The organism is Kitasatospora fiedleri, from assembly GCF_948472415.1.
In the GTDB taxonomy this organism is placed as follows: domain Bacteria; phylum Actinomycetota; class Actinomycetes; order Streptomycetales; family Streptomycetaceae; genus Kitasatospora; species Kitasatospora fiedleri.
In genome coordinates this window covers 6,652,590-6,666,301 of the sequence record NZ_OX419519.1, presented here as the reverse complement: position 1 = coordinate 6,666,301, position 13,712 = coordinate 6,652,590, and the positions used below count along the sequence as shown (strand labels likewise).

General features: G+C 73.0%; 7 protein-coding genes and 2 pseudogenes. 6 read left to right on the top strand and 3 right to left on the bottom strand.

The window, feature by feature from the left end:
- Window positions 1-21: 21 nt before the first annotated feature.
- Entirely contained in the window at window positions 22-1,116 is a 1,095-nt protein-coding gene (locus QMQ26_RS30070) for an ROK family glucokinase (RefSeq protein ID WP_404813987.1), read from the bottom strand.
- Between the two features lie 237 nt (window positions 1,117-1,353).
- Here QMQ26_RS30070 and QMQ26_RS30065 point away from each other — a divergent pair, with 237 nt between their 5' ends.
- Window positions 1,354-2,475: an alpha/beta hydrolase gene (locus tag QMQ26_RS30065; RefSeq protein ID WP_282203419.1), complete on the top strand. Its 1,122-nt coding sequence runs from the start codon at window positions 1,354-1,356 to the stop codon at window positions 2,473-2,475.
- Between the two features lie 49 nt (window positions 2,476-2,524).
- Here QMQ26_RS30065 and QMQ26_RS30060 read toward each other — a convergent pair whose 3' ends face one another.
- Window positions 2,525-3,493, bottom strand: coding sequence for a glycoside hydrolase family 16 protein (locus QMQ26_RS30060; protein WP_282203418.1), 969 nt, complete (start codon window positions 3,491-3,493; stop codon window positions 2,525-2,527).
- A 1,024-nt stretch (window positions 3,494-4,517) separates the two neighbouring features.
- Between QMQ26_RS30060 and QMQ26_RS30055 the strand changes: the two genes are divergently transcribed.
- Together QMQ26_RS30055 and QMQ26_RS30050 are read left to right on the top strand one after the other, a co-directional pair.
- The gene (locus QMQ26_RS30055) at window positions 4,518-6,605 is read left to right on the top strand and encodes a bifunctional polysaccharide deacetylase/glycosyltransferase family 2 protein (protein ID WP_404814224.1); all 2,088 of its coding nucleotides are present in this window, start codon (window positions 4,518-4,520) and stop codon (window positions 6,603-6,605) included.
- A gap of 1 nt (window position 6,606) precedes the next feature.
- Window positions 6,607-7,914, top strand: a complete 1,308-nt coding sequence (locus QMQ26_RS30050) for an acyltransferase family protein (RefSeq protein WP_282203417.1) — start codon at window positions 6,607-6,609, stop codon at window positions 7,912-7,914.
- A gap of 52 nt (window positions 7,915-7,966) precedes the next feature.
- Here QMQ26_RS30050 and QMQ26_RS30045 read toward each other — a convergent pair whose 3' ends face one another.
- Window positions 7,967-9,559, bottom strand: coding sequence for a PucR family transcriptional regulator (locus tag QMQ26_RS30045; RefSeq protein ID WP_282203416.1), 1,593 nt, complete (start codon window positions 9,557-9,559; stop codon window positions 7,967-7,969).
- A gap of 300 nt (window positions 9,560-9,859) precedes the next feature.
- Here QMQ26_RS30045 and QMQ26_RS30040 point away from each other — a divergent pair, with 300 nt between their 5' ends.
- The 3 genes and pseudogenes from QMQ26_RS30040 to pucD all read left to right on the top strand — a co-directional run bounded on the left by QMQ26_RS30040 (window position 9,860) and on the right by pucD (window position 13,593).
- Window positions 9,860-10,747 carry an FAD binding domain-containing protein gene (locus QMQ26_RS30040; protein ID WP_282203415.1) on the top strand — a complete coding sequence of 296 codons (888 nt, stop codon included), beginning with the start codon at window positions 9,860-9,862 and terminating at the stop codon, window positions 10,745-10,747.
- Window positions 10,744-11,202: pseudogene (locus QMQ26_RS30035) on the top strand ((2Fe-2S)-binding protein); the annotation flags it as partial. The gene QMQ26_RS30040 and the pseudogene QMQ26_RS30035, both read left to right, overlap by 4 nt.
- Before the next feature lie 46 nt (window positions 11,203-11,248).
- Window positions 11,249-13,593, top strand: a pseudogene (gene pucD / locus QMQ26_RS30030) (xanthine dehydrogenase subunit D).
- Window positions 13,594-13,712 lie beyond the last annotated feature (119 nt).

The window sequence follows — 13,712 nt, the reverse complement described above, 5'->3', positions numbered from 1 at the left end:
CCCGCCGCTCCCGCCCCGTCCTCAGCCGTCCACCCGGCGGCGCTTGACGGTGCGGAAGCGGCGGGCCACCTGGCGGGCCAGGTCGGCGGCGCCGACCAGGCCCGCCTCGTTGCCGAGGGCGGCGTGCACGATGCCCGCCTCGGGGCGGAAGCCACGGCCGGTGAGGGTGCGGCGGAAGGCGTCCCGGGCGGGGCCGAGCAGCAGGTCGCCGGCCTCGCTGACGCCGCCGCCGACGACGAAGCGCCCGGGGTCGAGCGCGGCGGCCAGGTTGGCGATGCCGACGCCGAGCCAGCGGCCGACCTCGTAGAGCAGTTCGACGGCGACCGGGTCGCCGTCCCGGGCGGCCTCGGTGACCAGCGGGCCGGTGATGCCCAGCGGGGTGCCACCGGCCCGGGCCAGCAGCGGCTGGACCACCGGGGACTCCTCGACCACGAGCCCGCGGGCCTCGCGGACCAGCGCGTTGCCGGAGGAGTACTGCTCCCAGCAGCCGCGGTTGCCGCACGGGCAGCGGTGGCCGCCGGGCACCACCTGCATGTGGCCGAACTCGCCGGCCAGGCCGTACTTGCCCCGGTCGACCCGGCCGTCGCGGACGACCGCGCCGCCGATCCCGGTGCCGAGGGTGATCATCACCATGTGGTCCTCGTCGCGCCCGGCGCCGAAGCGCCACTCGGCCCAGGCGGCGGCGTTGGCGTCGTTCTCCACCACCACCGGGAAGCGCAGCCGGGAGCTGAGCGCCTGCTGGAGCGGTTCGCCGCGCCAGTTCAGGTGCGGGGCGAACAGCACGGTGGAGCGCTCGGCGTCCACCCAGCCGGCCGCGCCGACGCCCACCGCGTGCACGTCGTGCTTGTCGGCGAGCTGGAGGACCAGGTCGACGATGACGTCCTCGACCACCTTGGGGCTCTTGCTCTTGTCGGGGGTCTCGGTGCGCAGCCGGTCCACGACGTTCCCCTCGCCGTCGACGACGCCCGCGACCACTTTGGTGCCGCCGATGTCCACCCCGATGGTGGGGAGCCTGAGCACCCCGGCGGGCAGGGTGCGGCGGCGGCGCTCGGCGCGCGGGCCGAGGCCCAGCAGGCTGGGCAGGACGGGGCGGGCGGGGCCGTGGGTACGGGTCACGGAACGAATGCTCCTTGATCGGGTAAAGGTTGCGGTCCGATGGCGGAAGGCTGTGGGCGAACTGGCAGACTGGGGCCGGATCACACAGCGGATTCTCACGAAAACGTGATGTTCCTCTCAGGTTTTCGCGAGTGTCGACGGCAACTGACCGCGCGTATGACGCAGTCTGACAAGTGTGATGCGTGTACCGGGGGACCGTGCCCCGGACGGCCGGACGACCCGATTCGAGAGACCCCGATGCAGCTGACAGGCACCCCGTTCCTCCTCCTCACGATCGTCCTGGTGCCGGTCTCGATCGCGGTGGCCCTGCTGCTGTGGGGCCGGGTGCGCGGCCCGAAGCCCTTCCAGGCGCTGTCCAGGATCGTGATGCTGCTGTTCTGTCAGCTCACAGCCGTCCTGATGGTGTTCGTCATGGTGAACAACGCCAACCTGATCTACGGCAGCTGGGACGACCTGCTGGGCACCGGCAACCACGTCCGCGCGGTGCCGAACGTGCAGGCGCAGACCGACGGCGGGCCGGGCAACGACGCCCAGCGCCCCAAGGTGCTCCAGCAGTTCAAGCCGGTCGGCGACGCGAAGGTGCCGGACGACGTGCGGACCACCGACCTCAAGGGGCAGGTCTCCGGGGTGGACGGCGAGGTGCTGGTCTGGCTGCCGCCGCAGTACGACGACCCGGCGTACAAGGACCGGACCTTCCCGGTGGTGGAGCTGCTGCCGGGCTGGCCGGGCTCCTCGAAGACCTGGTTCGGCACCCTGCGGGTGTCCGAGCAGTTGAAGCCGATGATGCTGAGCGGGCAGGTCGCCCCGTTCATCCTGGTCTCGCCGCGCACCAACCTGCTGGGCGACAACACCGACACCGGCTGCGCCGACGTCCCGGGCAAGGTCAACGCGGACACCTGGCTGGCCCGGGACGTGCCGCAGATGGTGCTGGACAACTTCCGCGCCGACCCGGCCGCCGACCGCTGGGCGGTGGCGGGCTACTCGGCGGGCGCGCACTGCGCCGCCAAGCTCGCCCTGGAGCACCCGGACCGCTACCGGGCCGGGGTCAGCCTGTCCGGGTACAACGACCCGGGCACCGAGGACAAGTCGCTGACCGCCAAGGACCCGCACCTGCGCGAGGTCTCCAATCCGCTGAACATCCTGAAGTCCGCCAAGACCCCGCCGAAGACCGCGCTGTACGTCAGCGGCAACAAGGGGGACGGCCTGGAGGCGGGCGAGGCGCTGAAGGCCGCGGCCAAGGCCCCGACCACGGTCACCGTGCAGGAGACCGCCGGCGCGCACAGCAGCGACGTCTGGAAGCCGATGGTCCCGGGCGTGTTCACCTGGCTGACCTCGGTCATCCCGGCCGCCGGGCACTGACGCCGCCGGGGGCGCGGGTCGGCCCGCGCCCCCGCGGTCCGGCCGCGGGTCAGGACTTCGGGACGGTGTTGACGTAGTCGGTGCCCGCGGCGTAGAAGCCGTCGACGGCCTGCTGCACGTCGGCCTGGGAGAGCGCCTGGTCGGCCTTGTAGTAGAACCAGTTGACCTTCATGTCCCAGCTGCGCGGTCCGGCGACGGAGGGCAGCAGGTCGATGAACCAGTTGCTGAAGTGGATGTCCATCTTCTCGCGCGGGACGTACTTGCCGGAGCTGGTGAACAGCTCCTTGCCGTCCAGCGAGTAGGTGACCTTGCCGTCCAGGGCGGTGATCATCATCAGGTGCCAGCCGCCGAGGCTCTTCTTGAGCGCGTGGGTGACCCGGTCCGGCGGGTCGGCCTTGAACCAGCTGGTGGTGTCCAGCTTCGGGCCGACCGCGCCCCAGCCGCCGTTGGGCAGGTACTCGTAGTCGAGTTCGCTGTAGTTCGCCGAGGAGTCCTCGGCGGAGATCGGGAAGAAGGTCTGCACGACGTGGTCGCCGGTGCGGCCGGTGCCGGGCTTGTCGGCGAGGTAGACCCGGGCGGCGAAGGTGCCGTTGAAGAGGTTGTTCCCGGTGCTGTAGACCTCGACCTGCCCGGTGCCCTGCTTGGTGCCGTCGGTGGTCGAGCGCAGCCGCAGCACCCGGCCGCCTTGGGCGTCGGCGTCCTCGGGGAAGGCGGCGCCGGCGGTGGACCAGGTGTCCTTGATGCCGGGGCCGCCCGCGCCGTCCCGGACCTCCCAGCCGTGCGCGGCCAGCGCCGGGTCGTCGGCCCCGGTGTAGTGGAAGGTGTCGAACAGGGTGCCGGGCGGGCCGGTCGGCGTCGGGGACGGCGCGGCGCCGGAAGCGGACGCCCCGGGGCCGGCGGCCGTCCCGCCGCCGCCGGGCGCGGGGGTGCTGGAGCAGGCGGCGAGCACGCACACCAGGGCCGGCAGCGCGAGCACCCTCCACGCGCGGGAACGGGGGACGCGGCGGGGCTGGCTCACACGGGCTCCTTGGGCGTGGCGGCGGTCCGGCGGCAGAACGTCCGGCGGCTGCGCAGCACGGGGGTCGAACGGCCGATCATATGAGGCGGTCATCCTAACGAGGCCCGCAAGGGCACCCGGCCGGGCGGGGACCGGCTCCTGACGGACATGAGCCAAGGTCCACGGCCCGCACACCTGTACGCACGAGTACACCTCCCCGGTGATCTCGATCCGATTACAACACCGCGCCAGAACGCACCAAATCCGGACATCGGTGCAGATTCGGTTCGGACCGGTGGACTAGCGTTCGGCCTACGCTCCCGCGTATCCCGTCACCCTGCACTGAAAGGGGCCCCGCAAGGTGCGCCCTGCCATGACTCCCTCCGGTCCCGGACCGGCGCATCCGGCACGATCCGCCGCCCCCGACGACGACTTCGAGGAGTTCGACGGGCCTGACGCGTTCGAGGAGTTCGACGAGACCGACGAGACCGACGAGTTCGAGGAACTGCCGCCCGAACCGGTGTTCGTCGACCAGTCGGGCCTGCGCGGCCGGCTGCTGCGCGGGCTGGGCTGGCCGGTCTCGCTGGTCGGCGCGATCCTGGCGATCACCATGGGCGGCAGCCTGATCGGCATGCAGGCCGACGCCCCGGCGCTGGAGATCCCCCCGCAGCCCGCGCAGGCCCCGGCCGCGACGGCCCCGGTGTCGCCCTCCCCAGCGCCTCGCCCTCCCCCTCGGCGTCCTCGTCGGCCCGGAGCACCGCCAAGCCCGGCACCACCCCGTCCAAGGGCGCCGCCACCGGGACGAAGTCCTCCCCCACCGGCACGAAGTCCACCCCGACCGGCACCAGGTCCGCCCCCGCGGGCACGGCCGCCACCTCCGCCGGGACGAATTCCACCTCCGGGCAGCACGGTTCGACGCCGACGGGCACCTCCCCGTCCAAGCAGCCCTGATCCTCCGCACCGCCCATCTCCAGGAGCGCCCTTGTCCCGCCACCAGCGCCGCCGGCAGTCCTTGCTGAGGCCGCGCCGACTGGCCGCGCCGCCGCTGCGGTTCTTCATGCCGCTGTCCCTGCTGGCGTGCCTGCTCGCGCTCCTCGTGCTGCGCGGCCTGGCCACCAACGAGGTGTTCCACGACACCCGGATCGCGCAGTCGGTCGACAAGACCACCGTGCCCGCGGACCTGCTCACCGGCGGCCCGGTCATCGACGCGCGCGACAAGAAGGCGGAGCCGGTCAGCTACCGCATCCCGGACAAGACCGTGGTGCTGAGCTTCGACGACGGCCCCTCCCCGGAGTGGACCCCGAAGATCCTCAAGGTGCTGGAGGACCACGGCGTCCGGGCCGACTTCTTCGTCACCGGCTCGATGACCACCCGCAACCCCGACCTGATCCGGCGGATCGTCGCGGACGGCCACGAGATCGGCCTGCACACCTTCACCCACCCCGACCTGGCCTTCCAGTCGCACGCCCGGATCAGCTGGGAGCTGGCGCAGACCCAGCTCGCGCTGGCCGGCGTCGCGGGCGTGCACAGCTCGCTGTTCCGGCCGCCGTACTCCTCCGACGCCTCCGCGATGGACGACTGGAACTACCCGGTCATCAAGTACGTGGGCGCGCACGGCTACCTGACCGCGTTCATCGACCGCGACACCGACGACTGGAAGCGCCCCGGCGTCGAGGAGATCGTCAAGGCCGCGATGCCCGCCAAGCCCGGCGCGGGCGAGCTGGTCCTGCTGCACGACGCGGGCGGCGACCGCTCGGAGACCGTCGAGGCGCTGGAGCAGATCATCGTCAAGCTCCAGGGCGAGGGCTACCGCTTCACCACCATCTCCGACGCGCTCGGCGCGCCCGCCGCCATGGTGCCGGTGCACGGCTACCAGCTGTGGGCGGGCAAGGTGTTCATCTGGGCCAGCCAGTTCGCCGTGGTCACCCTGCCGGTGCTGGTCGGGCTGCTCGCCCTGGTCGGCTTCCTGAACTTCGGCCGGTTCGCGCTGATGATCGTCCTGGCGCCGGTGCACGCCCGCCGCTCCAAGCGGCAGGGCGCCTGGGGCGAGCCGGTCACCGAACCGGTCACCGTCCTCGTCCCGGCGTACAACGAGCGCGAGTGCATCGCCAACACGCTCAACTCGCTCGCCGCCAGCGACTACCCGATCGAAGTGATCGTCATCGACGACGGCTCCACCGACGGCACCGCGGACATCGTCGAGGAGATGGCCCTGCCGTTCGTCCGGCTGATCCGCAAGGTCAACGGCGGAAAGCCCAGCGCGCTGAACGCCGGGGTCGCGGCCGCCTCCCACGACATCGTCGTGATGATGGACGGCGACACCGTCTTCGAGCCGTCCACCGTGCGCGAGCTGGTGCAGCCCTTCGCCGACCCGCGGATCGGCGCGGTGGCGGGCAACGCCAAGGTCGGCAACCGGGACAGCCTGATCGGCGCCTGGCAGCACATCGAGTACGTCCTGGGCCACAACCTGGACCGCCGGATGTACGACGTGCTCAACGTCATCCCGACCATCCCCGGCGCGGTCGGCGCCTTCCGCAAGGAGGCCCTGCGGGCGGTCGGCGGGATGAGCGACGACACCCTCGCCGAGGACACCGACATCACCATGGCGGTGCTCTCCGCGGGCTGGCGGATCGTCTACGCCGAGCGCGCCCGCGCCTGGACCGAGGCCCCCGCCAGCCTCCAGCAGCTCTGGTCGCAGCGCTACCGCTGGAGCTACGGCTCCATGCAGGCGATGTGGAAGCACCGCCGGGCGGTGACCGCCCGCGGCCCGGCCGGCCGGTTCGGCCGGATCGGCCTGCCGCTGGTCGTGCTGTTCGGCGTGGTCGCCCCGCTGCTGGCCCCGCTGGTCGACCTGTTCCTGCTGTACGGCATCCTGTTCACCGACGCCCCGATCACCCTGGCCAGCTGGGGCGGCTTCATCCTGCTCCAGGCGGCGCTGTCCTGGTACGCCTTCCGGCTCGACCGGGAGAAGCCCTGGCACCTGATCAGCCTGCCGCTCCAGCAGGTGGTCTACCGGCAGTTGATGTACATCGTCCTGTTGCAGTCCACGATCACCGCGTTCACCGGTGGCCGGCTGCGCTGGCAGAAGCTCCGGCGCACCGGCGAGGTCGCCGCGGCACCGGTGGAGGGCTGACATGACTTCCCCCGCCGAACGGCGCGGACGCCACGAGGACACCATCGCGCTGCGCGTCCCCGCCGACTTCGTCCGCCACGACGACACCATGGCGCTGCGCATCCCCGAGCAGATGCGCCGCCAGCTGGAGGAGCACGAGGAGCCCGCGCCGCCGGTCCGCAAGGGCGGCCGGGACCGCTACCTCGACCTGCTGCGCGCGCTGGCCCTGGTCCGCGTGGTGCTCTACCACAACTTCGGCTGGTTCTGGCTGCCGCTGCTGTTCCCGTCGATGGGCGTGATGTTCGCGCTGGCGGGCTCGCTGATGGCCCGTTCGCTGGGCCGCCCCGCGCTCGGCGTGATCCGCGGCCGGCTGCGCCGCCTGCTGCCGCCGATGTGGCTGTTCGGCGCGATCGTGGTCACCCTCCAGGTGGTCGACGGCGGCGGCCCCGACGCGGACGGCCACCCCGGCTGGTGGTGGGGCAAGCTGGCGTTCTGGCTGCTGCCGCTGAGCACGCCCCCGTACGCGGAGGACGGGCTGCACGGCCTGCACTTGCACCTGGAGTCCAGCTGGGCCACCCAGCTCGTGGTGCCGCTGTGGTACCTGCGGGCCTACCTCTGGTACGTGCTGCTCTCGCCGCTGATGCTGCGGATGCTGCGGCGCTTCCCGGTGCTGACGCTGTGCGCCCCGCTGGCGCTGGTGATCGCCATGAACGGGTTCGCCTTCGAGCACGACTTCGTCTACCAGCGGGTCTGGGAGACGGTCAACGACTTCGCCACCTTCGGCTCCTGCTGGATCCTCGGCATGGCGCACCAGGAGGGGCTGCTCAAGCGGCTGCCGCAGTACGTCCTGCCGTCGCTCGCGCCGCTGGTGATGGTGGCCGGGTTCTGGTACCTGCAGACCCGGCCGGTCGACCCGAGCCAGCCCACCGACATCGAGGCCTGGCCGATCGCCCAGGCGGTGTGGTCCTTCGGCTTCGTCGCCATGCTGCTGCACCTCAGCCCGTCCTGGGAGCGCTGGCCCGCCCCGCTGGAGCGCTGGAACGGCCTGGTCAGCCTGCTCAACTCGCGGGCCGTCAGCGTCTACCTGTGGCACGTGACCGCGCTGGTGCTGGCCGTCCCGCTGATCGACCACCTGTGGGACGTCGACTTCTTCTACGCGCACATGCGGTGGCTGCTGACCAGTCAGTGGCTCACCCTGCTGGTGGGCGTCCCGCTGCTGGGCCTGCTGGTGCTGGTCTTCGGCTGGGTCGAGGACGTGGCCGCCAAGCGCTCGCCGCGGCTGTTCCCGTACCCGCGCCGGCAGCGGGGCAAGCGCCGCGGCACCGTGTGACGCGGAGGTCCCACCCCGGGGGCCCGCCGGACGGCGGGCCCCCGGCCGCGTCTCAGGAGAGTTCCAGGGCGAGGTAGAAGTCGACCCGGTCCTCCAGCCGGGACAGGTCGCGGCCGGTGAGCTCCTCGATCCGGCCGATCCGGTAGCGCAGCGTGTTGACGTGGACGTGCAGCTGGGCGGCGCAGCGGGTCCAGGAGCCGTCGGAGCGCAGGAAGACCTCCAGGGTGCGGACCAGGTCGGCCTGGTGCTCCAGGTCGTAGGCGATGACCCGGTCGAGCAGGCGGCTGCGGAAGGCCCGGCGGACCTCGTCGGGGACGGCGGCCAGCAGCAGGACGTGCGAGGCGAGTTCCTCGGGGCCCGCGACGCAGACCCGGCCGACCCGGGCGGCGGCGATCCGGCGGGCGTGCCGGGCCTCCTCCAGGGCGCCGCGCAGGCCGCCGGACTCGGCGGCGGGGGCGCACACGCCGACGGTGATCCGGCCCTCGGAGCCGAGGCCGGCCTCCAGCGGGGCGAGCAGGGCGCGGACGGCGTCGGCCGGGACGGCGGTGTCCAGGGCGGGCAGCACGACGACGGCGCCGGTCGGGCCGGTGGCGGCGATCAGGGCCCGGTCGGTGGCGGCGGCCAGCGCCTCCTCCAGGATCGGGCGCAGCGCGCCGTCGGGCAGTCCGGTGGCGTCGGCGGAGAGCACCAGCCACTGCGGCTGGTCGCCGGAGGTCTCGGTGGAGCCCTCGTAGCGGGTGGCCATGGTGGTGGACGCCTGGAGGGCGCGGCCGATCTCGGCCGGGTCGGCGTCGCGCCGGAGCAGGGCGAGGACCTCGTCGGCGATCCGGCGGCGCAGTCGGCGGCCCTCGTCGCGGCGGGTGCGTTCGGCGGCGACCAGGCGGGCCAGGTTCTCGGCGAGCTGCTGGCGCTTGGGCGTCCACTCGGTGACGTCGCCGGCGACGGCGAGTATCCAGTCGGCGAGCGGGGTGCCGGTGTCCTGGTCGGCGGCGGCGGGCAGCAGCGAGTAGGTGCCGGTGGCGAGGCGGGCCCGGTGCGGGGGGCGGCGGCGCTGGCGCTGGGCGGCGAGGTGGGCGCGGGCGAGCTGGTCGCGGTCGGCGGGCGGCAGGCGGTCGGCGGGCCCGGCGACGACGCGGCCGGTGGGGGTGAGCACCCAGCAGTCGAGGTCGAGGTCGCCGCCGAGCAGGTCGAGGACGGCGTCCAGGCCGCCCGCCCCGGCGGCGGAGACCAGCAGGCGGTGCCGGTCGACCAGGGCGGCGAGGTCGGCGGCCCGGTCGGCGGAGACCTGGCGGCCGACGTACTCGGTGACGGCGCCGAAGGCCACGTCGTCGGGGACGGCGAGCAGCGGCAGCCGGTGGCGGCGGCAGGCGTCGGCGAGGTCGTCGGGGACGGGGCCGACCTCGACCTCGCCGGCGCCGAGGGCGGCGGCGCCGGCCGCGACGATGGTGCGCACGAAGCGCTCGGAGTCGGCGGGGGCGGCGCGCCAGAGCATGCCGGTCAGGACGAGTTCGCCGCCGTGCAGGTAGCGGCCCGGGTCCTGGAGGTCGGTGGTCATGACTCCGGTGACCTGCCGGTCGAGCTCGTCCTCGCCGGCGAGCAGGCGCAGTCGGGGGGCGCCGGGGGCGAGCAGGTCACGGACGCGCATGGGCGGGCCCTTCTCGGTCTGGGAGTTGGTCTGTGAGGGTGGGAGCGGTGGGCCGGAACGGCCCAGTGTGCACGAGGTGAGCGGGGGGATCGTGCACCTTAGAGGAACGTACAGGACGGTGCTGCGGGTCACCGCCGGGCCTCATGCCATCGGTGACTGCCAGTGGCCCCCGTCACAGCGGTTCACTTGCCAACACGCCGCCGGGCTGCACCGCGGTGCCGGTCGGGCCCGCGGGCCCCGCCGGCACCGGCAAGGGCGCAGTGCCCGCGTCCGCCGGCGACGACTTGAGGAGTTACCCGCATGGAGTTCCTTCGGCCCGCCAGCTGGGACGAGGCACTCGCGGCGAAGGCCGAGCACCCCACCGCGCTGCCCATCTCGGGCGGCACGGACGTCATGGTCGAGATGAACTTCGACGTGCACCGGCCACCCGCGATCCTCGACCTGAACCGCATCACCGAGCTCACCGAGTGGAGCGGCGACGGCGCCACCGTCCGGCTGGGCGCGGCGGTGCCGTACGCCCGGATCATCGAGGAGCTGTCCGGTCCGCTGCCGGGCCTGGCGCTGGCCGCGCACACCGTCGGCTCGCCGCAGATCCGCAACCGGGGCAGCGTCGGCGGCAACCTGGGCGCGGCCTCGCCGGCCGGCGACTCGCACCCGGCGCTGCTGGCGGCCGGCCGGGACGTCCTGGTCGAGGCGCACTCGGTGCGCGGGGTGCGGCTGATCCCGATCGACGACTTCTACCTCGGGGTGAAGCGCAACAGCCTGGAGCCGGACGAGCTGATCCGCGCGGTGCGGATTCCGGTCGCGGACGGACCGCAGCAGTTCTCGAAGATCGGCACCCGCAACGCGATGGTGATCGCGGTCTGCGCGTTCGGCTTCGCGCTGCACCCGAAGGACGGCACGGTCGGCACCGGCATCGGCTCGGCCGCGCCGACGCCGCGCCGGGCGGTGGCGGCCGAGGAGTACCTGGCCGGGGTGCTGGCCGGGCGCGGCCTGTGGGAGTCGGGCGGGCTGCTGGGCCCGGAGGTGGTGCAGCGCTTCGGCGAGCTGGTGAAGGGCGCGGCCGCCCCGATCGACGACGTCCGGGGCACCGCCGACTACCGGCGGCACGCGCTGGCCGTGATGGCCCGGCGCACCCTGACGTGGTGTTGGAACGACTATCGCAAGCAGATCAGGAGCGCGGCATGAGGGTCACGTTCAGCGCGAACGGCAAGCCGGTGGAGGCCGACGACGTGTGGGAGGGCGAGTCCCTGCTGTACGTCCTGCGCGAGCGGGTCGGCCTGCCGGGTTCGAAGAACGCCTGCGAGCAGGGCGAGTGCGGCTCGTGCACGGTCTACCTGGACGGGGTGCCGGTGTGCTCCTGCCTGGTGGCGGCGGGCCAGGTGCAGGGCCGCGAGGTGCGCACCGTGGAGGGCCTGGCCGGCCCGGACGGCGAACTGGGCGTGGTGCAGCAGGCGTTCGTGGACGCGGGCGCCGTGCAGTGCGGCTTCTGCACCCCGGGGCTGCTGGTGCAGACCGACGCGCTGCTGGCCGCGGACCCGCAGCCGTCCGACACGGACATCCGCGAGGCGCTGTCGGGCAACCTGTGCCGGTGCACCGGCTACGAGAAGATCATGGACGCGGTGCGGCTGGCCTCGGCCCGCACGTGCGCCGCCTCGGCCGAGGGGCGGGGAAGTGAGCGAGCGGACGATCCGGGGCGAGAAGAACCTGCAGAAGATCAACCAGGCGTCCAAGGACGGCATCGGCGGCTCCCCGCTGCGCCCGGACGGCACGCTGAAGGTGAAGGGCGAGTTCGCCTACTCCTCCGACCTGTGGCACGAGGACATGCTCTGGGGGACGGCGCTGCGCTCCCCGCACCCGCGGGCGAACATCCTGGGCGTCGACGTCTCGGAGGCGCTCAAGGTGCCCGGGGTGTACGCGGTGCTCACCCACGAGGACATCCCGGGCGAGAAGCACTACGGCCTGGAGATCGCCGACCAGCCGGCCCTGGCGATCGACAAGGTCCGCTACCACGGCGAGGCGATCGCCCTGGTCGCCGCCGACCACCCGGAGACGGCCCGCCGCGCGGTGAAGAAGATCGTGGTCGAGTACGAGGTGCTGACCCCGATCACCACCGAGGAGCAGTGCCTGGACCCGGAGACGCACGGCTACGTGCACGAGCCGCACGAGTACAAGTCGCACGCGTACGGCAACGTCTGCCACGAGCAGCGGCTGGTCTCCGGCCTGGGCGTGACCGACGAGGTGCGGGCGCTGGCGGACGTGGTCGTGTCCGGCGAGTACGAGGTCGGCATGCAGGACCAGGCGTTCCTGGGCCCGGAGTCCGGCCTGGCGGTGCCCGCCGAGGACGGCGGCGTCGACCTGTACGTCGCCACCCAGTGGCTGCACGTGGACCGCCAGCAGATGGCGCCCGTCCTCGACCTGCCGCAGGAGAAGGTCCGGCTGACGCTGGCCGGGGTGGGCGGGGCGTTCGGCGGGCGCGAGGACCTGTCGATGCAGATCCACGCCTGCCTGTTGGCGCTGCACACCGGCAAGCCGGTCAAGATCGTCTACGCCCGGGACGAGTCCTTCTTCGGGCACGTGCACCGCCACCCGGCCCGGATGCGCTACGAGCACGGCGCGACCCGCGACGGGAAACTGGTCTTCGCCGACTGCCGGATCGTGCTGGACGGCGGCGCGTACGCCTCCGCCTCCCCCGCGGTGGTCGGCAACGCCGCCTCGCTGGGCCACGGCCCGTACGTCATCCCGAACGTGCGGATGCACGCGATCGCGCTGTACTCCAACAACCCGTCCTGCGGGGCGATGCGCGGCTTCGGCGCGGTGCAGGCCGCGTTCGGCTACGAGTCGCAGATGGACAAGCTGGCCGAGGCGCTCGGCATGGACCCGGTGGAGCTGCGGCAGCTGAACGCCGTCACCCAGGGCGACCGGATGCCGACCGGGCAGGAGATCGACGCGCCCGCGCCGGTCGCCGAACTGCTCCAGCGCGTCAAGGACATGCCGCTGCCGCCGCCGCTGGACCTGGAGCACCTGGACGTCCGCACCCTGCCGGGCGCGCTGTCCAACACCTCGCACGGCGAGGGCATCGTGCGCGGCGTGGGCTACTCGGTGGGCATCAAGAACGTCGGCTTCTCCGAGGGCTTCGACGACTACTCGACCGCCCGGGTCCGGCTGGAGGTGATCGGCGGCGAGCCGGTGGCCATGGTGCACACCGCGATGGCCGAGGTCGGCCAGGGCGGCGTCACCGTGCACGCCCAGATCGCCCGCACCGAGCTGGGCGTCGAGCAGGTCACCATCCACCCGGCCAACACCGAGGTCGGCTCGGCCGGTTCCACCTCCGCCTCCCGGCAGACGTACATGACCGGCGGCGCGGTGAAGCTCGCCGCCGAGGCGGTGCGGCACGAGCTGCTGGAGCGGGGCCGCCACCGCTACGGCTGGCGGCAGACCGACCTGTCGCTGGCCGGCGGCAAGGTGGTCTCGGCCTCGGCGGGCGTGCTGATCTCGATGGTCGACCTGCTCGGGACGACGCCATCGAGCAGACCCGGGAGCACCACCACCGGCCCACCGTCCCGTTCGACAAGGAGACCGGGCAGGGCTTCGGGCACGTCCAGTACACCTTCTGCGCCAACCGCGCGGTGGTGGACGTGGACGTGGAGCTGGGCCTGGTCAAGGTGGTCGAGCTGACGGCCGTGCAGGACGTCGGCAAGGCGCTCAACCCGCTCTCGGTGGTCGGCCAGATCCAGGGCGGCTGCACCCAGGCGCTGGGCCTGGCCGTGATGGAGGAGATCGTGGTCAAGGACGGCAAGGTGCGCAACGCCTCCTTCACCGACTACCTGATCCCCACCATCCTGGACACCCCGCCGATCCCGGTGCAGATCCTCGAACTGCCCGACCCGCACGCCCCGTACGGGCTGCGCGGCGTCGGCGAGGCCCCCACCGTCTCCGCCACCCCGTCGATCGTCGCGGCCATCCGCCAGGCCACCGGCAAGGCGCTCACCCGCATCCCGGTGCGGCCGGAGCACCTGACCGACACGCTCTGACGGCCCGTTCGAGAACGTCCCCGGGGCGGGTTCCGAGTCTTCCCCCCGCCCCGGGGCGCTGCCGGAGTCTCGCCGGGCCCCGCAGCACCCCACCCGTGAGTCGAACCAGTCCCCCTGCG

Coding starts and splice junctions, on each gene's coding strand:
- QMQ26_RS30065 (WP_282203419.1), top strand. CDS start 1,354: ATGCAGCTGACAGGCACCCCGTTCCTCCTCCTCACGATCGTCCTGGTG.
- QMQ26_RS30050 (WP_282203417.1), top strand. CDS start 6,607: ATGACTTCCCCCGCCGAACGGCGCGGACGCCACGAGGACACCATCGCG.
- QMQ26_RS30045 (WP_282203416.1), bottom strand. CDS start 9,559: ATGCGCGTCCGTGACCTGCTCGCCCCCGGCGCCCCCCGACTGCGCCTG.
- QMQ26_RS30040 (WP_282203415.1), top strand. CDS start 9,860: ATGGAGTTCCTTCGGCCCGCCAGCTGGGACGAGGCACTCGCGGCGAAG.